Source organism: Streptomyces spinosisporus (genome assembly GCF_022698145.1).
Classification (GTDB): Bacteria; Actinomycetota; Actinomycetes; order Streptomycetales; family Streptomycetaceae; genus Streptomyces; species Streptomyces spinosisporus.
In genome coordinates, this window is the sequence record NZ_JALDAX010000008.1 from 237213 (window position 1) to 254105 (window position 16893).

The window sequence follows — 16893 nt, forward strand, 5'->3', positions numbered from 1 at the left end:
CACACTCCTTCGCTGTCGACACGGCAACAGTCAGCAAGGGTGATCGGCAGGCGGCTATTCCCGCGGCTGCGGATCTTCATACGGCGTTCATGAGAAGGGCCCGGCTGCGGGCGGCCCCGGACGTGGGCACGGTCGCCGAGCACGTACGGTTGAAGACGTAACCAATCGCATCCCCTCCCTCCCGCTGGAACTCCATGAACGTCACCCGAGGCTTCACCGGACGCCCCCGCGTCCACCATCCGGGCCTGCCGCCCGGCCAGTACGACGCGGGCGACGACTGGCCCGTCCTGTCCGCGGAGGTCACGCCCGAACTGGCGCCCGCCGACTGGACCTTCCGCGTCGACGGACTCGTGGAGCGGCCGCGGACGTGGGACTGGGAGCAGGCGCACGCCCTGCCCGGGGCGGCGTACGAGGGCGACATCCACTGTGTGACGGGCTGGTCGAAGTTCGGGGTGCGCTTCTCGGGGGTGTCCCTGGACGCCTTCCTCGACGGGGCGCGGCCCGATGCGTCCGCTACCCATGCCGTCGCCCACTCCCACACCGGGTACACGGCGAGCCTGCCGCTCGCGGATCTGACCGGGGGACGCGCCTGGATCGCCTGGGAGTACGACGGGCGTCCGCTGCCCGCCGAGCACGGCGGGCCCGCCAGGCTCCTGGTGCCGCATCTGTACTTCTGGAAGAGCGTCAAGTGGATCGCGGGACTCACGCTCCTCGACCACGACGAGCCCGGCTTCTGGGAGCAGAACGGCTACCACGCCCGCGGCAACCCCTGGCAGGAGCAGCGGTACCACGGTGACTGAGACGTTCACGCCCCCGAGGCGCTTCGCCGTGCCCGGCCGTGTCCCCGTGAGCGACCAGGCCGCCGCGCAGTGGCACACGGCCACGCTCACCGAGATCCGCCGGGAGACCCCGCACGCGGCCACCTTCCGGTTCGCGGTGCCCGGCTGGGCGGGGCATCTGCCGGGCCAGCACCTGCTGCTGCGGCTGACGGCCGCGGACGGGTACACGGCCCAGCGCCACTACTCGATCGCGTCCGCCCCCGACGACCGGGGGCATCTCGAAGTGACCCTGGACCAGGTGCCGGACGGGGAGGTCTCGGGCTGGTTCCACACCGTGGCCCGGCCCGGCGACCGGGTCGAGGTGCGCGGACCGCTGAGCGGCTTCTTCGCCTGGCCGGGTGACCGGCCCGCGCTGCTGGTCGGGGCCGGCTCCGGGGTCGTACCGCTGATGTCGATGGTGCGGCACCACCGGGCGCGCGGCCTGGACGTTCCGCTGCGGCTGCTGGTGTCCGCGCGCAGCCCCGAGGAGCTCATCTACGCGCGGGAGTTCGGCGCGGAGACGACGCCCGTGTTCACACGGAGCGCCCCCGAGGGTGTGTCCGTGGGACGTATGGCGGCCGCACATGTGGCGCCGCTCCTGGCCGAGCAGCCTCCCGGTGGGTGGGAGGCCTATGTGTGCGGTTCGAACGCCTTCGCCGAGCACGCCTCGCGGCTGCTCGTCGCGGCGGGGCAGCCCGTGGACCGGATCCGCATCGAGCGCTTCGGCTGAGCGGTGAGCGATCTCCGGCCCGCCGGGTACCCGGGACGTGAGGGCACTCGCGCGCATGCACGGAACGGAGGGACAATACGAACGCGAACAGGTTACGGCCCCTCCGGCTTCGGTGACGGCGAGGAGGTCGACATGCGAACCCGGGTGCGCGGCTGGCGCTGGCGGCGCAATCCGCTGCGGCGCCGGTCGGACGTGATCGCGGCGTGGACGGCGCTGGCCGTCGCGGTCCTGCTGTTCGTGGGTGCGCCGCTGGCGGCAGTGCTGGCTGCCTGGTGGGCCCATGACGAGGCGCAGGGCGTCGCCGCCGCGCAGCGCGCCGAACGTCATCGCGTGCAGGCGGAGGTCGTCGGCCGGACCCCCGACCAGTTGCCCACCCTGCAGGGCGGCCGGCAGCACTCCTACCGAGTGGACGTGCGCTGGAAGGACCCCGCCACCGGCACCCACATTACGAACGCCCGCGTCCCGGCCGGCACCCGGCGCGGCGACACCGTCCCCCTCTGGTTCGACTCCCGGGGCAAGGTCGTCCCGCCGCCGCCCAGCAGCACCGCGATCTGGCAGCACACCCTGACCATCGGCGTGACCGCCACCGGCGGCGCCGTCGCCGTCGTCCTCCTCGCGAACGCCGCCGTCAACCGCGTCGCCACCAACCACCGACTGCTCGAATGGGAGCGGGAATGGGCCCGGACCGAACCGGAGTGGACCCGGCGCCGGGCGTGAGGCCCGCCGGGTGACACGAGCATTCGCCACGGCCTGGCGGGTAGTCGGACCACGCACGTACGGTGTGATCATCCGCACCGTCTCCGCACTGACCTCTCACAAAGGCGGTCCTACATGGCCCTGTTCGACCTTCCGCTGGAAGAGCTCCGCGAGTACCGCAGCGCGTCCGCCGAGCCCGAGGACTTCGACGCGTTCTGGTCCAAGACCCTCAAGGAGGCCCGCGAGCACGGCCTGGACGCCCGTTTCGAACCGGTCGACACCGGCCTGACGACGGTGGACGTGTACGACGTGACGTTCGCGGGGTTCGGCGGGCACCCGGTGAAGGGCTGGCTGACGCTGCCCGCCGGGGCTCAGGAGCCGCTGCCGCTGGTCGTGGAGTTCATCGGCTACGGCGGCGGGCGCGGTCTGCCGCACGAGCATCTGCTGTGGGCGTCCACCGGCCGCGCCCACTTCGTGATGGACACGCGCGGACAGGGCAGCGCCTGGGGCGGGGGCGGCGGCACCCCGGACCCGGTGGGCGGTGCGCCCGCCTACCCCGGTTTCATGACCCGCGGCATCGACGCGCCCGAGAACTACTACTACCGCCGGGTGTTCACGGACGCGGTGCGTGCCGTGGAGGCGGCCCGTTCGCATCCGCTGACGGACGCGTCCCGCACGGTCGCTCTCGGCGCCAGCCAGGGCGGCGGCATCACGATCGCCGTGGGCGGTCTGGTCCCGGACCTGACCGCGGTCGCGCCGGACGTGCCGTTCCTGTGCGACTACCCGCGCGCGGCGACCCTGACGGACCGCCACCCCTACCGCGAGATCGGTCTCTTCCTCAAGACGCATCGCGGCCGCACCGAGGATGCCCTGCGCACGCTGTCCTATTTCGACGGCGTCCACTTCGCCGCGCGCGGCCGCGCCGCCGCCCTGTTCTCGGCGGCCCTGGAGGACCAGACCTGCCCGCCCTCCACGGTCTTCGCCGCCTTCAACGCCTGGGCGCACGACGACAAGACGATCGAGGTGTACGACTTCAACGACCACGAGGGCGGCGGCCCCTACCAGGACGCGGCCAAGCTGGCCTGGCTGCGGTCGTACGCCTGATACCCCTGAGGAGCAGCGCATGGAGACCTCCGAGGCCGCCGAGCGCTTCGTCCGGGTCTGGGAACGGGCCTGGGCGGCGCACGACGTGGACGGGCTGCTGGAGCTGTACGCCGAGGACTGCATCCATCGCTCCATGCCGTTCCGTGAACCGCACCGGGGGCGGGCGGAGCTCGCCGCCTACCTGCGCTGGTCGTTCGAGCGGGAGCGGGTGAGGGACGTCCGGTTCTCGCCACCGCTCGTCGGCCGTGACGGTCTGGCCGCGGCCGAGTTCCGGGTGCGGGCCGAGGACACCGGGGACGGTGCCGCCTCGGCCCTCGCGGGCTGCGTCTTCGTGCGGTTCGACGACACCGGCCTGGCGGTCGAGAGCCGGGACTACTGGCACACGGCCGACGGCCACGGGGACGTGGCCGGAAGGCTCTTCCTGCTCTGATCTTCCCTCCAGTCCGACCAGTCGGTACGTTCATCATCGCCCGGGTCGCAGTGCCGCGGCCCGGGCTTCGTGCGGACGACGGAGGGTCCTATGGCGCAGCGCGAGCCGGCCGTGCACGGTCACTGCGACGAGCGGTTCACGGCGGTACGGACGGCACTGGAGGAGAACTTCCGGGACCGCGGGGAGCTCGGCGCGGCGGTCACCGTCACCGTGGGCGGCGAGGTCGTGGTGGACCTGTGGGGCGGCTGGGCCGACGCGGCCCGGACCCGGCCCTGGCAGCGCGACACGCTGGTCAATGTGTGGTCGACGACCAAGGGGCCCACCGCCCTGTGCGCCCACATCCTCGCCGACCGCGGGCTGCTCGACCTGGACGCGCCGGTGGCGCGGTACTGGCCGGAGTTCGCCGCGGCCGGCAAGGACAAGATCCTCGTACGGCATCTGCTGTCGCACCGCGCGGGGCTGTCCGGACTGCGCGAGCCGCACTCGTTCCAGCAGCTCTGCGACTGGGAGTTGACGACCCGGCGGCTCGCCGCGACGGAGCCGTGGTGGGAGCCCGGGACGCAGTCCGGGTATCACGCGTTCACCTACGGCTTTCTGGTCGGGGAGGTCGTCCGGCGGGTCTCCGGGCTGCTGCCGGGGGCCTTCCTGGAGCGGGAGGTGACCGGGCCGCTCGGGATCGACTTCCGTATCGGGCTGCCCGAGCAGGAGGCCGCCCGTGCGGCGGAGCTGGTGCATCCTCCTGCCGCGTCGAGCAGCGAACAGGCCGCGCGCTTCAGCCAGTTGCCGCCCGCGGCGCTCGCGGCGCTGGCCAATCCGGTGGTGGGCGCGAGTGAGGCCAACACGGCCGAGTGGCGCGCCGCCGAGATCCCGGCCGCCAACGGCCACGGGACGGCACGGGCGGTCGCCGCGCTCTACGGGATCTTCGCGGGCCCCGGTGCGTACGGCGGGCACCGCATCCTGTCCCCCGAGGCGGCCGAGCGGGTGCGCGAGGGGCAGGGCAGCTGCCGCGACCTGGTGCTCGGCGCCGGGCTCGGGGGCGACACGGAGGTGGCACTCGGGCTCTGGCTGAGCGGCCCCCACGGCTCCTACGGCCCCAACCCGCGCGCTTTCGGACACGACGGCTTCGGCGGCTCCTGCGGTCTCGCCGACCCGGAGGCGGGGGTGTCCCTGGGCTATGTGATGAACCGTATGGGGCCTCATATCGCGGACGACCCACGGAAGATGACCCTCATCGACGCCCTCTACAGTGCACTGTGAGGGGCGTGCGGTGCGGACCGGTTTCGGCCGAACCCGCAGGCCGGTCTTCCCTCGTGGTTTAGACCAATGCTAGATCTGGTGGCGCATCGAGTCCGCACGGCTACGGCACGTCACCAACAGGAGGCGCGGCATGGACCGCACCACCCCGCTCGACCGTCCCCTCCCCGACGAACAGCCGCTGTACTGGCGCGTCGCGACGCAGCTGCTCGGCGAGCTGCGCGACGGGACCGTCCCGCCCGGCGAACGGCTGCCCGCCGAACGGCAGTTGGCCGGGCACTTCGGCGTCAGCCGGGAGACCGTCCGGCAGGCGCTGGAGGTGCTGCGCCGGGACGGTCTGGTCGCCACCGACCGGCGGGGCAGCCACGCCACCCTGCCGGGGCTTCCGGTGCAGAGCCCGGCCTCGCTGAGCTTCCCGGTCGGCGTCCGGGCCGCCGACCCCGGCGCCCTCGACCGGGCAAGGGTCAGCTGGGAGACTCCCCCGCCCGAGCATGCCGAGGTCCTCGGGCTCGCCCCGCACCGGCCGACCCTGGTGCACCGCTACGAGTCGGCCGGCGCCGACGGCCGGGGCCGCCGCACGGCCGTGACGTCGTTCTCCGCCGTGGCCCTGTCGGAGGTCGAGGAGCTGGCCCGCTACCGCGACCGCGCCGACGGCGCCGCCTCGGCCCAACTGGGCCGCACCTACGACTGGATGCGCAGAGCGGGCCTGACCCTGCACCACCGGGACACCATCACCCCGCTCGCGGACACACCCTCGGTGCGCGTCACCCGGCGCGTGCACGACCAGTACGCACGGCCGCTGGAGATCACCGACCTGGTCGTGGACGCCCAACCCGACGCACTGGTCTACGAGTTCACTCTGCCCTCGGCGGGCTGAGCACGCCCCGGGCGCCGGAAGTAGAGCCGCACCACGGAGCCCGCGGCGTCCAGGTCGTCGTCGACCAGATCGCTCAACTGCCGCACCAGCCACATCCCGTGACCGGTGGCGGCACCCGGCCTGGGCGGCAGATGACCGGGGAAGGGCGGCCGGGCCACCGGGTTGTACGAGCCGACGTCGGAGATCTCGCAGATCACATGGTCACGGTCGCAGTGCAGCCGTACCACACCGTGCCCACCGCCGTAGCGCACGGCGTTGAGCACCGTCTCGTGCACCGCCGCGACCAAGTCGTACGCCCGCTGCTCGGGAAGACCCAGGCGGCGGGCGTACACGGCGAGTGCGCGGCGTACGGCGGCCGTACGGCCGCGGGTGAAGCGGATGCCGTCGGCGCCGCCGGGCAGCCGGGCGAGGCCGTGCTCGTCGCACTCCGCGGAGAAGACCGCAGGGTCGGTGTACTCGACCGCTTCGCGGGGCTCCTGGACGAGTTCGGGGTGCGTGCGCGCGGCGCTGCGCACCACGTTCTCGGGCAGCGCCCGGACGTCGTACGGGCACAGGATCCAGTGCCGGGAGTCGGCGAAGGCGACGTTCACGAGGGACTCGTACCGCATCCATTCCCGGGTCTCCAACGCGGAGCGGCCCTGCCAGACCGGTTCGCCCACGACGCGCACGCGGCGGTCGGCCCCGCGCCGCTCGCAGTAGGCGTGGTAGCGGCCCAGCGTGCGCGAGGGGTAGTCGTACCAGTCCTGGGAGGCGTGGCACTCGACGCCCTCGAAGCGGCTCCCGAGTGCCCGGCCCAGACGGGGAATGCTGCGGTGGTCGACCACCACCAGGACCGGGTCGCCCGCGTCGAGTCCGTCGCGCACGAACGCGGCGACGGCGTCGCGGAACTGGTCGTCCGAGCGGTAGCGCAGTGCCTGGTGGACGAAACCGGTCACAGCCCCGCTCCTTCCGCGCCGCGCGCCCGCGTCGGCTCCATGTACAGGCCGGGCACCCGGTCCCAGCCCGTCACGCGCATCACCCGCTGCACGTGCGGGGCCACTCCCGCCAGTTCGAGGGTGCCGCCCGCCGTGTACAGGCCCAGCGCCGTGAACGCCAGCAGCCGCAGCGCCCCGACGTCGATGAAGTGCAGCTCGCGCAGGTCGAGATGGGTGCGGGGTGCGGCGCGGGACCTGGCGCGGTCGGTCTCGGCGTGCAGGGCGCGGGCGACGGCCGTGACGTTGGTGTCGTCGACCTCCCCGGCCAGGGCCAGGCCCGGGGGCGAGAACGTACGGCTGATGGTGAGGATCTCGTCGCGCCAGACGTCGTCGGCGCCGACCCGGCCGTGGTGCAGCCCGGCGATCGGGGCGAGTTCGGTGTCGGCGAAGATCCTGCGGTCGTACTGGCAGATGCCGAGGACCGGCAGGGAGGAGAACACGGGGTCGAGGAACAACTCGCTGTCGTGGAGCGTCTTGAGCTCCTTGCCGGCCAGGGAGCGCAGGCTCTCCGTGCACACCCGCAGGCCCAGGAAGCCGTCGCCGACCGCGCGGCGCGCCTCACGCCGGATCACCTCGTCCAGATCCCACAGCCCCTCCGGGTTCGCCAGGTGCGGATCGACGCACAGCCGGCCCTCCGCGAGTTCCTCGTCGACCCGGCAGCCGTGCGCCTCCAGGAACGACAGGGCGACCTGGCCCGGCACGTCGGCCGGAGGCAGCACCAGCCCCCGCTGCCCGCTGGCGAGACCGTCGAGCAGGAACGACGCAAGGACGGTGTCGCGCTCCTCGTCCGTGTCGTAGCCAAGGAGGAAGTGGTCTCCCTGACGCATCTGTCCCACGGTTTTCCGGGTGGGTACGGCGGCCATCCCCCTACCTCCCTCGGTGGACGGACCGCTTCCAAGCTACGCCCGAAACAGGCTCGCCGTGAGGGGTTATCGTGTCCGCCATCGGTTCCGGTGAGGGGGAACGATGGCGGCCTCTGTGCAGGGCGGCAGGATCGGCAACCTTCCCGCCGAGGCGAACGTCTTCGTCGGCCGTCGGCGTGAACTCGGCCGGATCACGGAGCTGTTGAGGACCGAGCGACTGGTGACACTGACGGGGCCGGGAGGAGTCGGCAAGTCCCGGCTCGCCCTGCGGGCCGCGCACGCCGCCAAGGCCGACTTCCCCGGCGGGGTCTGGCTGGTGGAGCTGTCGGAGCTGCGTGATCCGGACCTGCTGACCAACACGGTGGCCCAGGCGACCCGGTTGACCGAGCAGACACTGCGGCCACTTCTGCAGGCGGTCAGCGAACATCTCGCCGGGGCACCGGTGCTGCTGGTTCTGGACACCTGTGAGCACGTTCTGGACGAATGCGCGCGTGTCGTGCAGGAACTTCTCGCCCATGTTCCTGAGTTACGGGTCCTGGCCACCAGCCGGCAGCAGCTCGGGGTGCCGGGCGAGCATCTGCTGACCGTGGCGCCGCTGCCGCTGGGCGAACGCGACGACGCGGTGGCGCTGTTCGCGGCACGGGCCGTGGCGGCGGTGCCGGCGTTCACCCTCACCGATGACAACCGGGCCGACGTGACCGCCATCTGCGCCCGCCTGGACGGGATCCCGCTGGCCCTGGAGCTGGCCGCCGTGCGGCTGCGCGGCTTTCCCCTCCACCGGCTCCTGGAGGGCCTGGACTCACGCTTCGACCTGCTCGTGTCGCACGCCCGGCCACGGCTGGCCCGCCACCAGACGCTGCGCACCGCGATCGGCTGGAGCCATGAGCTGTGCACGCCGCTGGAGCGGCTGCTGTGGGCCCGTCTGTCGGTGTTCGCGGGCGGCTGGGACGTGGAGGCGGCCGAATTCGTGTGCCACGGCGGCCCGTTGGACCCGGAGGAGATCCTCCCCCTGCTCGCCTCCCTCACCGAGAAGTCCATCATCACCATGGACGGTGACGGCGCGGCGGTGCGGTACCGGATGCTCGACACGGTCCGCTCGTTCGGCGCCGAATGGCTGACCGGGCTGGGTGAGGCGGAGGCGGTCCGGCTGCGCCACCGCGACTACTTCCGCTGGATCGCCCGGCAGGGCGAGGCGGAGTGGCTCGGGCCCGGCCAGCGGATGTGGGCCGAACGGCTGACCGCGGAGCACGCCAATCTGCGGCTGGCGATCGAGCAGTGCCTGACCGCCGCGGAGCCCGAGGTGGCGCTGGAACTGACCGGCTCGCTCTGGTTCTTCTGGTTCGCCTGCGGGTTCGCCGAGGAGGGTCGCACCTATCTGGAGCGGGCGCTGCGGCGCGCCCCCGAGGACGGCGGGCCCGAACACACCCTGGCCGTGTGGGCCCACCGGCTGGTCACCGTCGTCCCGGACGACCTGGAGGCCGCCGAGTCGGTGAGCGCCGCCTACGTGTGGCTCGCCGAGGAGCGCCGACTGCCGGTGCCCGCGCTGCCGCTGACCGGTGCCAGCCTGGCCGTACGGGGCGAGTCTGCGCGCTCGGCGGTGCTGTACGGCAGTGCGCGCCAGGCACCGTCCGGCGACGGCGGGGCCGAGTTCTTCCAGCTGCTCACCCTCGCCGTCCAGGCGTATCTGCTGGCGAGCCAGGCCGCGTTCGAGCGGTGCGCCGCGGTCGCCGAGCGGCTGCGCGCGGAGTGCGCCAAGCGCGGCGAGCTGTGGATGCGGGCCTGGGGCGACTTCTTCGTGTCGCTCGCCGGGATCGGTCTGGGCCACCCGCACGAGGCGGTGCGCTCGGCGCGCGAGGCACTGGCCGCCAAGTGGCGGGTGCACGACCGGATCGGCGCCGCCGCGGTCGCCGACCTTCTGGTGGTCGCGCAGGCCGCACAGGGCGAGGACGAACTCGCCGCCCATCTCCTCGGCGTCAGCAGACGCCTGTGGTTCGCAGCGGGCCTACCCCAGCTCGGCCGCCCGGACCGAACGGTCTTCCACCGCGAATACGAACGCCGCCTACGCACCTCCCTCGGCGACACCCGCTTCACCGAAGCGGTGACCGCCGGCCGCGAACTGGGCTCGGAGGCGGCGGTGACTTGGGCGTTGGGCGGGGCGCTGGACGGGGCTGGTGGGGGCGACGGGGCGGACGGGTCTGGGGGGTCGGGAGGGCCTGGGGGGCCGGGAGGGCCCGAAGACTCAAGTGAGCCCGGGGATTCGCACGGACCCGAAGGCCCCGGGGACCCCGGCACCTCCGGCGCGCCCGGCGCCTGATCGAGCAGGCGTCGGAAAGTCAGACCGCCGGCTCCCTCACGGCCACGATCATTCGCGCGCGCGGGCTCCCGTCTGCGCGGCGCCCGAAGTCCTCCAGCGCATGCAGGTTCACGCGGAAGCCGGCCCGCTGCAGTTCCCGGCGTACGTCGCCGAGGCGGAAGGCTCGGTAGTACATGACGAAGGGGGGCCGCCACACGGTGTTGCGGACGCGCATGAGTGCGTCGAAGCCGAGCAGCGTCCAGTACGCCGGGGAGGTGGGCCGGGGCGGGGCGAGCACCGGGAAGGCGAAGGAGCCGCCCGGGCGGAGCACGGAGTGGACCTGCGCGAAGAGGTCCGGCAGCTCCCGGGGCAGGAAGTGCCCGAACGCCCCGAAGCTCACGACCAGATCGAAGGCGCCGGGTGTGAACGGCAGTGCGCGGACGTCCCCGCGGACCCAGGACACCGCCGGCTTCGGCGGCCGTACGGGCCGCCCGGCTTCGGCGAGCATGCCCGCGCTGAAGTCGATCCCCGTGACGCTGCGCCGGCAGACCCGCGCGAGGACGTCGACGCCCGCGCCGGTGCCGCAGCACAGGTCGAGCCCGGCGTCGAAGGGCCCGGTCCGGGCGAGTGCGGAGGCGACCGCGTCGAGCACGGAGTCGGGGGTGCGGAAGGGGGTGTGGTCGAACTTCGGGGCGAGCAGGTCGTAGCCGTGCTCGACGGACGACAGTGCCTGGACGGCGAGCTCGCGCAGGCTGGGGCCCTCGGGGCTGAACATCCACGTCAGCGTAGTGGACACCTCGGCGGCCACTGATTAGTCTCCTTCTCACTTACTCAACAAATTGATTATGAGGTGGCGCGATGCGAGCGTTCCGCGAGGCGGTCGAGGCCGGGGACATGGAGGCCGTCGAGGCGCTGCTGGCCGAGGACGTCGTCTTCACCAGTCCGGTGGTCTTCAAGCCGTATCCGGGCAAGGCGATCACCGCGGCGATCCTGCGCGCGGTCTCGAAGGTGTTCCAGGACTTCCGGTACGACCGCGAGCTCGCCGGTGCCGACGGCCGCGACCACGCCCTGGTGTTCACCGCCCGGGTGGGCGACCGCGAGCTGACGGGCTGCGACTTCATCCGGCTGAACGAGGACGGCCTGATCGGCGAACTCATGGTCATGGTGCGGCCGTTGTCGGGTGCCCAGGCCCTGGCGGCGGAGATGGGGGCGCGCTTCGAGGACATCGTCAAGGAGGCGGAGGCACGGTCCGCTTCCCCGTCCTGACACGGGCCGCACCGGGCGACCGGTCCTCCCGCCTGCTCTGTTCCTCGCCCCGGCGCAGCAGGAGCAGGGCACAGATCAGCCCCGCGGTCGCGAGGGCGGCGCACGCGAGGAACGCGGCACGGTAGCCGGTGGTCAGGGCGGCGAGCCGGTCCGGCCCGTCGGTCCAGGTGAGGGCGACGGACGTGACGACGGCGACACCGAAGGCCCCGCCGATCTGGAAGGCCGCGGTGTTGATGCCGGAGGCGACGCCCGAGTCCTGTTCCCGCACGCCGGTCAGGGCGGCGATGGCCCCGGCGACCGCGCACGCGCCCAGGCCCGGGCCGAAGAGCAGCAGGCCGGGCAGGAGGTCGCGGGCGAAGCTCCCGTCGACCGGGACGCCGGCCAGCAGTGCGCTGCCCGCGCCGACCAGTGCGAGACCGCCCGCGGCGATCCGGCGGGCGCCGGCCCGGGTGACCAGGGCCTGTCCGGCGTAGGAGCCGACGACCGCCCCGACGGGCATCACCACGTTGCACAGCCCGAAGCGCAGGGGCGAGTAGCCGAGGACGCCCTGGCCGTACTGGGACAGCGTGTACGACATCCCGAAGGCGCTCGCGCCGAGCAGGAACACGACCAGGTTGCCGCCGCTCACCGTCCGGGCGCGCAGCAGGCGCAGCGGCACGAGCGGCGCCGAGGTGCGGGACTCGATGCGGACGAACACCACAACGAGCAGCACGGACGCGGCGAGCAGCCCCGTCGTGCGCGCCGACAGCCATCCGGCTCCGGGTGCCTCGACGACGGCGTAGACGCAGGCGACGAGCGCGGCGGTGGCGGCGAGCGCACCGGCCGGGTCGAAGGAGCGGGCCCGCGCGTCGGTGCGGCTCTCGCGCAGCAGGAGCGGGGTCAGCGCCAACAGGAGTGCGGCGACGGGGACGTTGAGGAAGAAGACCCACTCCCAGCCGAGGGTGTCGGTGAGGGGGCCGCCGATCAGCAGGGCCGCGGTGGCACCGAAGCCGCCGCTGCCGGACCAGACGGCTAGGGCCTTGTTGCGCTCACGGCCCTCGTCGAAGGTGCTCACCAGCAGCGACAGCGCGCTCGGCGCCATGATCGCGGCCGATACGCCCTGGACGGCGCGGGCCGCGACCAGTACCCCGGCTGTCCAGGCCAGTCCGCACAGCAGTGAGGACACCCCGAACAGCAGCGTTCCGGCCATGAACACGCGGCGGCGGCCCAGCAGGTCGGCGGTGCGGCCGCCGAGGAGCAGCAGCCCGCCGAAGCTCAGCAGGTAGGCGCTCATCACCCACTGGGCGCCGTCCGCGGACAGACCGAGCCCGTCCGCGATCGACGGGAGGGCGAGCAGCACGATCTGCGCGTCGAGGATCACCATGAACCCGGCGACGCAGAGCAGGGCGAGGGCGTACCAGCGGCGTGCGTCGGTGGCGGGCACGGTCAGCCTCCCAGGCGGAGGGCGGCCAGCCATACGTCCGGTGTGCCGCCGGGGCTGCCGGGGCTGCGGGGTTCGCGCAGGAGCGCGGCGAGGGCCTTGCGGAGCCGGGTGGTGCGGCGCGTGAGGTGGTGGGCGGTCATCGGAGACTCCGGTGTCGTGGGGTGTTGTCACCCCACCGACGAACGGCTCCTAGGCGGATCGACACTCCGCGAGCCGCTTCTGCAGAAATCTCCGTTCGGCGTCGTTCTCCACCAACTCCAGCGCCCGTTCGTAGGCCTCGGCCGCCTCTTTCATACGTCCGCTGCGGCGCAGCAGGTCGGCGCGGGTGGCGGGCAACAGGTGGTATCCGGCCAGGTCGCCCTCCTGCTCCAGTTGCGCGACCAGGGCCAGCCCCGCGTCGAAGCCCTCGGACATGCCCACGGCGACAGCGCGGTTGAGGCGGACGACGGCCGAGGGCACGAAGCGGCTCAACTCGCCGTAGAGCGCGGCGATGTCGGCCCAGTCGGTGTCCTCGGCCGTCGCAGCGGTGGTGTGGCAGGCGGCGATGGCGGCCTGGATCTGGTAGGCGCCGGGGCGCCCGCGGCGCAGCGCGGTCTCCAGCAGTCCGGTGCCCTCGTCGATCTCGGCGCGGTCCCAGGCTTCGCGGTCCTGGTCCTCCAGGGTCACCAGTTCGCCGGCCGCGTCCACGCGCGTGTGCCGGCGCGCGTCGTGCAGCAGCAGAAGGGCGAGCAGGCCGAGCGTCTCGGGCTCGTCCGGCATCAGCCGGGCCAGCAGGCGTGCGAGACGGATCGCCTCGGCGCACAGGTCGGTGCGCACGAGGTCGGCGCCGGAGGAGGCGGCGTACCCCTCGTTGAAGAGCAGGTAGAGCACGCCGAGCACGCCCGTGGTGCGTTCGGGCAGCAGGTGCGCGGGCGGCACCCGGTAGGGGATGCCGGCGTTGCGGATCTTCTTCTTGGCACGCACCAGGCGCTGCGCCATCGTCGCCTCGGGGACGAGGAAGGCGCGGGCGATCTCCGGTGTGGTCAGGCCGGCGAGGGTGCGCAGGGTGAGGGCGACGCGGGCCTCGATGGGCAGGGCGGGATGGCAGCAGGTGAAGATCAGCCGCAGCCGGTCGTCCTGGACGCCGCTGTCGTCGCCGTCGTACTCCGGGTCGTACGGTCCCTCGTCGCGCGCCAGCACGGCCGCCTCCCGCAGTTTGGCCGCCCCCACCGCCTCCCGGCGCAGCACGTCGAGAGCACGGTGGCGTGCGGTCGTGGTCAGCCAGGCGCCGGGGCGGCGCGGGATGCCGTCGCGCCGCCACCGGTCCAGGGCCTGGGCGAAGGCGTCCTGCGTGCTCTCCTCGGCGAGGTCCCAGTCGCCGGTCACCCGGATCAGGGTGGCGACGACCTGGCCCCACTCCTCGCGGAAGGCGGCGGCGACGGCCTTCTCGACGTCGTCCGTGGCACTCACTCCCAGACCGGCCGCACCTCGACCGCGCCGCCGTCGAGGGCGGCCGGATGCTTGGCGGCCAGGGCGATCGCCTCGTCCAGATCGGCGACATCGATGAAGGAGACTCCGGCGAGATACTCCTTCGTCTCCGCGAACGGCCCGTCGCTGAGCAGGACTTCGTCGCCCCGCACCCGCACGGTGGTGGCGTCGCTCACCGGCCGCAGCCGTGCTCCGCCGGTGACCCGGCCCGCCCGTGCCTCGTCGAAGTACGCGGCGAAGCGCGGGTCGTGGGCGTGCTCCGCCGGACTCTGCTCCTCGGCCCCGACCGGGGTGCAGAACAGCAGGGCGTACTTCATCACGCCTCCTTCAGGGTCACGGCGTGCTCGTGGGTGATCACCCGGCGCAGTCCGATGTCGCGGTAGCCGGTGGTCACCCGCATCGTGTGGTCGATGCGGGTGCCGTCGGGGCGCTCGGCGGTCACCCGGACGCGGCAGCGGGTGAACCCGACGCTCTCGTCGACCTCGACGCGCAGGTCCAGCACTTCGCGTGTCACCGGTCCGGTGACGGACGCGAACAGGTCCTGCAGTGCCTCGCGGTGGGCGTCCAGGCCCTGGCGCTCGTGGCCGTCCGTGCAGTAAAAGATGTCCGCGTCCGGGGCGTAGCAGGCCAGCGCGCGGTCGATGTCCCGCTCCCGGAAGGCCTCGGTGAGTTCGGTGTCGAGGGCGCGGACGGCGGTCTCGGCGTCCTCGCCCTCCCCCATGGGCCAGAAGGGGCGGACCTCCATGGCGCCGATGGTGGCGACGGGGTGCCGGGCGGCGGCCTCGACGGCCTCCTCCAGGCTGTCGCACTCCAGGACGTCGAAGCCGGCGACGTACTCCTTGGTCTCGGCGAACGGCCCGTCGGTGCGCAGGACTTCACCGCCGCGCACGCGCACCGTGACCGCCTCGGACGGCAGGGCGAGCCGGTGGCCGTGCAGCCGTGCGCCCCGCTCGCCGAGCTCCTCCACCCAGGGTTCGACGGGTGCCATGCCCGAGGCGTCGGCGGTGTCGTCGCCGCAGACGAGCAGCATGTACTTCATGGGGTCCTCCCGGTCGTCATGAGCTTCCTACACCCCACCGACGAACGGGGGCCGACCGAATCGACACTCTGCCGCACGGATCATCCGGACGGTTTCAGGACGCGCTGCCGATCTCCCGTACGAGTTCGACGGCCCGGCCCAGCGTGACGAGCCGGTCCTCCAGGCTCTCCCCCGCCGGATACAGCCGTACGGTGTCCACGCCGGCGTCGCGCCACACGCGCAGCCGCTCCCGCACCATGGGCTCGGTGCCGATCAGGGTCGTGCCGAGGACCATCTCGTCGGTCACGAGAGCGGCCGCGCCGTCCCGGTCGCCCGCCTGCCAGCGCTCGCGGACCTCGGCGGCCACCTCGGCCCAACCCTGGCGACTGTAGGCGTTGTTGTAGAAGTTGGTCGAGGCTGAGCCCATGCCCCCGAGGCTGAAGGCCAGCTCCTTCTTGCGGCCGGCGACCATCGCGGCGAGTGCGTCCTCGTCGGCGGCGAAGGCGACCTCGGCGCCCTGGCAGACGTCCAGATCCGTGCGGCTGCGCCCGGCCCTGGCGAGTCCTTCGTCGAGGTTGGTGAAGTAGGCGCCCGCCGCGCCCTCGGGCACGAAGCTGGTCCCGAGCCAGCCGTCGGCGACCTCACCGGTCAGCCGCAGCATGGCCGGTGACAGGGCGGCGAGATAGACGGGAACGGGGTGCTCGGCCCGCGTCGACAGCCGCATCGGGACCGCGTCGCCGGGCAGCGGGATGGTGAACTGCGTTCCCTCGTACGAGAGTTTGCCGCCGTCGAGGACCCGGTGCACGATCTCCACGGTTTCCCGCATGCGGGCGAGCGGGCGGGCGAACGGCACGCCGTGCAGCCCCTCCATCACCTGCGGTCCGGATGCGCCGAGCCCCAGCAGGAAGCGGCCGCCGGAGAGGTTGGAGAGGGTGATCGCGGTCTGGGCGACGGCCACCGGGGTGCGGGTGCCGACCTGGATGACGCCGGATCCCAGCAGCATCCGGTCGGTGAGCGCCGCGTAGTAGCCGAGGGCGGAGGGCGCGTCGGAGCCCCAGGCCTCGGCCACCCAGCAGACGTCGAGGCCCAGCTTCTCGGCCTCCACGACGAAGTCGGCGGTCTGCGACCAGTGTTCACCGGTGGAGGCCTCGACCGTGGTCGCGGTGCGCATCAGCCGGCCTCCGCCCGCTGCTTGATCTCCTTGAGCGTGGTCGTCATGTTCTGCTCCAGCTCCCGCAACCGTACGAACACGATCTTCTGTTCCTTGTCCGGCATGCGGTCGATGGCCTCGCACAGCCCGGAGCGGCCGGGGCCCATCTGCACCCACTGCGACAGATCGGTACCGCCGTCGCCCGCGTGCAGCCTGAAGCGCCAGACGGCGGACGGCTCGGCGGGGTCCTGCACCGCCCAGGCGAAGCGACGGCCCGGTTCGTACTCGACGACGTAGGAGGTGGTGGACCACTCGCCGAGCGCCTCGTGCTTGCTGTGGCCGAGGAAGCGGGCGCCGAGGGCGGGCCCGGTGGCGCCGTCGAGCCAGGCGACCGACTGGAGTTCCCGGCTCATGGCCGGCATCAGGGAGATGTCCGAGACCAGGGCCCACACACGCTCGGGCGGGGCGTCGATCCAGGTCCGCACCTCGACGGTGGGTGTGTCCGTGTACCGTGCGCCGGTCCATTTCAC

The 16893-nt window shown here is 72.9% G+C and carries 19 protein-coding genes; 9 read left to right on the forward strand and 10 right to left on the reverse strand.

The window, feature by feature from the left end; translation table 11 throughout:
• The first annotated feature begins 194 nt into the window (after nt 1-194).
• The 7 genes from MQN93_RS22500 (at nt 195) to MQN93_RS22530 (ending at nt 5909) form a co-directional block, all read left to right on the forward strand.
• Nucleotides 195-800: a sulfite oxidase-like oxidoreductase gene (locus tag MQN93_RS22500; protein WP_242710998.1), complete on the forward strand. Its 606-nt coding sequence runs from the start codon at nt 195-197 to the stop codon at nt 798-800.
• Nucleotides 793-1548, forward strand: a complete 756-nt coding sequence (locus MQN93_RS22505; protein WP_242710999.1) for a ferredoxin reductase — start codon at nt 793-795, stop codon at nt 1546-1548. The genes MQN93_RS22500 and MQN93_RS22505 overlap by 8 nt, the downstream gene beginning before the upstream one ends.
• Before the next feature lie 132 nt (nt 1549-1680).
• Nucleotides 1681-2265 (forward strand): Rv1733c family protein, encoded by a 585-nt coding sequence (locus MQN93_RS22510; RefSeq protein WP_242711000.1) that lies wholly within the window; start codon nt 1681-1683, stop codon nt 2263-2265.
• 114 nt (nt 2266-2379) lie between these two features.
• Entirely contained in the window at nt 2380-3348 is a 969-nt protein-coding gene (locus MQN93_RS22515) for an acetylxylan esterase (RefSeq protein ID WP_242711001.1), read from the forward strand.
• A gap of 19 nt (nt 3349-3367) precedes the next feature.
• On the forward strand, nt 3368-3778 hold the full coding sequence (locus tag MQN93_RS22520) for a nuclear transport factor 2 family protein (protein WP_242711002.1): 411 nt from the start codon (nt 3368-3370) through the stop codon (nt 3776-3778).
• Nucleotides 3779-3868: 90 nt separating this feature from the next.
• Nucleotides 3869-5035, forward strand: coding sequence for a serine hydrolase domain-containing protein (locus tag MQN93_RS22525; protein WP_242711003.1), 1167 nt, complete (start codon nt 3869-3871; stop codon nt 5033-5035).
• Nucleotides 5036-5165: 130 nt separating this feature from the next.
• A complete protein-coding gene (locus MQN93_RS22530; protein WP_242711004.1) occupies nt 5166-5909 on the forward strand; it encodes a GntR family transcriptional regulator in 744 nt (247 codons plus the stop codon).
• Here the strand turns inward: MQN93_RS22530 and MQN93_RS22535 are convergent.
• Together MQN93_RS22535 and MQN93_RS22540 are read right to left on the reverse strand one after the other, a co-directional pair.
• Nucleotides 5879-6844 carry an anti-sigma factor RsbA family regulatory protein gene (locus tag MQN93_RS22535; protein WP_242711005.1) on the reverse strand — a complete coding sequence of 322 codons (966 nt, stop codon included), beginning with the start codon at nt 6842-6844 and terminating at the stop codon, nt 5879-5881. The two genes, MQN93_RS22530 and MQN93_RS22535, sit on opposite strands and share 31 nt — an antisense overlap.
• Nucleotides 6841-7710: an MEDS domain-containing protein gene (locus MQN93_RS22540; protein WP_242711006.1), complete on the reverse strand. Its 870-nt coding sequence runs from the start codon at nt 7708-7710 to the stop codon at nt 6841-6843. Before MQN93_RS22540 ends, MQN93_RS22535 begins: the two co-directional genes overlap by 4 nt.
• A 139-nt stretch (nt 7711-7849) precedes the next feature.
• On the opposite strand from MQN93_RS22540, the gene MQN93_RS22545 reads away from it, so the two are divergent.
• Entirely contained in the window at nt 7850-10060 is a 2211-nt protein-coding gene (locus MQN93_RS22545) for an ATP-binding protein (protein WP_242711007.1), read from the forward strand.
• 19 nt (nt 10061-10079) lie between these two features.
• On the opposite strand, the gene MQN93_RS22550 is transcribed toward MQN93_RS22545, so the two are convergent.
• Nucleotides 10080-10814 (reverse strand): class I SAM-dependent methyltransferase, encoded by a 735-nt coding sequence (locus tag MQN93_RS22550; RefSeq protein ID WP_242711008.1) that lies wholly within the window; start codon nt 10812-10814, stop codon nt 10080-10082.
• A gap of 83 nt (nt 10815-10897) precedes the next feature.
• Here MQN93_RS22550 and MQN93_RS22555 point away from each other — a divergent pair, with 83 nt between their 5' ends.
• Nucleotides 10898-11305 carry a nuclear transport factor 2 family protein gene (locus MQN93_RS22555; protein ID WP_016433383.1) on the forward strand — a complete coding sequence of 136 codons (408 nt, stop codon included), beginning with the start codon at nt 10898-10900 and terminating at the stop codon, nt 11303-11305.
• Here MQN93_RS22555 and MQN93_RS22560 read toward each other — a convergent pair.
• From MQN93_RS22560 to MQN93_RS22590, 7 genes are all read right to left on the reverse strand, one after another.
• Nucleotides 11268-12728: an MFS transporter gene (locus MQN93_RS22560; RefSeq protein WP_242711009.1), complete on the reverse strand. Its 1461-nt coding sequence runs from the start codon at nt 12726-12728 to the stop codon at nt 11268-11270. The genes MQN93_RS22555 and MQN93_RS22560 overlap by 38 nt on opposite strands.
• Before the next feature lie 2 nt (nt 12729-12730).
• Entirely contained in the window at nt 12731-12868 is a 138-nt protein-coding gene (locus MQN93_RS22565) for a hypothetical protein (protein WP_242711010.1), read from the reverse strand.
• 49 nt (nt 12869-12917) lie between these two features.
• Complete coding sequence (locus MQN93_RS22570; RefSeq protein WP_242711011.1) at nt 12918-14177, reverse strand: RNA polymerase sigma factor; 1260 nt, start codon at nt 14175-14177, stop codon at nt 12918-12920.
• Nucleotides 14174-14512: a YciI family protein gene (locus MQN93_RS22575; protein ID WP_016433387.1), complete on the reverse strand. Its 339-nt coding sequence runs from the start codon at nt 14510-14512 to the stop codon at nt 14174-14176. The genes MQN93_RS22570 and MQN93_RS22575 overlap by 4 nt, the downstream gene beginning before the upstream one ends.
• Nucleotides 14512-15234, reverse strand: coding sequence for a YciI family protein (locus MQN93_RS22580; protein WP_016433388.1), 723 nt, complete (start codon nt 15232-15234; stop codon nt 14512-14514). Before MQN93_RS22580 ends, MQN93_RS22575 begins: the two co-directional genes overlap by 1 nt.
• Before the next feature lie 94 nt (nt 15235-15328).
• Entirely contained in the window at nt 15329-16384 is a 1056-nt protein-coding gene (locus MQN93_RS22585; protein WP_242711012.1) for an LLM class flavin-dependent oxidoreductase, read from the reverse strand.
• Entirely contained in the window at nt 16384-16893 is a 510-nt protein-coding gene (locus tag MQN93_RS22590; protein WP_016433390.1) for an SRPBCC family protein, read from the reverse strand. Before MQN93_RS22590 ends, MQN93_RS22585 begins: the two co-directional genes overlap by 1 nt.

Bases quoted from the DNA above. Each gene is read 5' to 3' on its own strand.
- MQN93_RS22515 (WP_242711001.1), top strand. From the start codon at position 2,380: ATGGCCCTGTTCGACCTTCCGCTGGAAGAGCTCCGCGAGTACCGCAGC.
- MQN93_RS22530 (WP_242711004.1), top strand. From the start codon at position 5,166: ATGGACCGCACCACCCCGCTCGACCGTCCCCTCCCCGACGAACAGCCG.
- MQN93_RS22525 (WP_242711003.1), top strand. From the start codon at position 3,869: ATGGCGCAGCGCGAGCCGGCCGTGCACGGTCACTGCGACGAGCGGTTC.
- MQN93_RS22555 (WP_016433383.1), top strand. From the start codon at position 10,898: ATGCGAGCGTTCCGCGAGGCGGTCGAGGCCGGGGACATGGAGGCCGTC.
- MQN93_RS22520 (WP_242711002.1), top strand. From the start codon at position 3,368: ATGGAGACCTCCGAGGCCGCCGAGCGCTTCGTCCGGGTCTGGGAACGG.
- MQN93_RS22580 (WP_016433388.1), bottom strand. From the start codon at position 15,234: ATGAAGTACATGCTGCTCGTCTGCGGCGACGACACCGCCGACGCCTCG.
- MQN93_RS22545 (WP_242711007.1), top strand. From the start codon at position 7,850: ATGGCGGCCTCTGTGCAGGGCGGCAGGATCGGCAACCTTCCCGCCGAG.
- MQN93_RS22575 (WP_016433387.1), bottom strand. From the start codon at position 14,512: ATGAAGTACGCCCTGCTGTTCTGCACCCCGGTCGGGGCCGAGGAGCAG.
- MQN93_RS22585 (WP_242711012.1), bottom strand. From the start codon at position 16,384: ATGCGCACCGCGACCACGGTCGAGGCCTCCACCGGTGAACACTGGTCG.
- MQN93_RS22500 (WP_242710998.1), top strand. From the start codon at position 195: ATGAACGTCACCCGAGGCTTCACCGGACGCCCCCGCGTCCACCATCCG.
- MQN93_RS22540 (WP_242711006.1), bottom strand. From the start codon at position 7,710: ATGCGTCAGGGAGACCACTTCCTCCTTGGCTACGACACGGACGAGGAG.
- MQN93_RS22565 (WP_242711010.1), bottom strand. From the start codon at position 12,868: ATGACCGCCCACCACCTCACGCGCCGCACCACCCGGCTCCGCAAGGCC.
- MQN93_RS22550 (WP_242711008.1), bottom strand. From the start codon at position 10,814: ATGTTCAGCCCCGAGGGCCCCAGCCTGCGCGAGCTCGCCGTCCAGGCA.
- MQN93_RS22510 (WP_242711000.1), top strand. From the start codon at position 1,681: ATGCGAACCCGGGTGCGCGGCTGGCGCTGGCGGCGCAATCCGCTGCGG.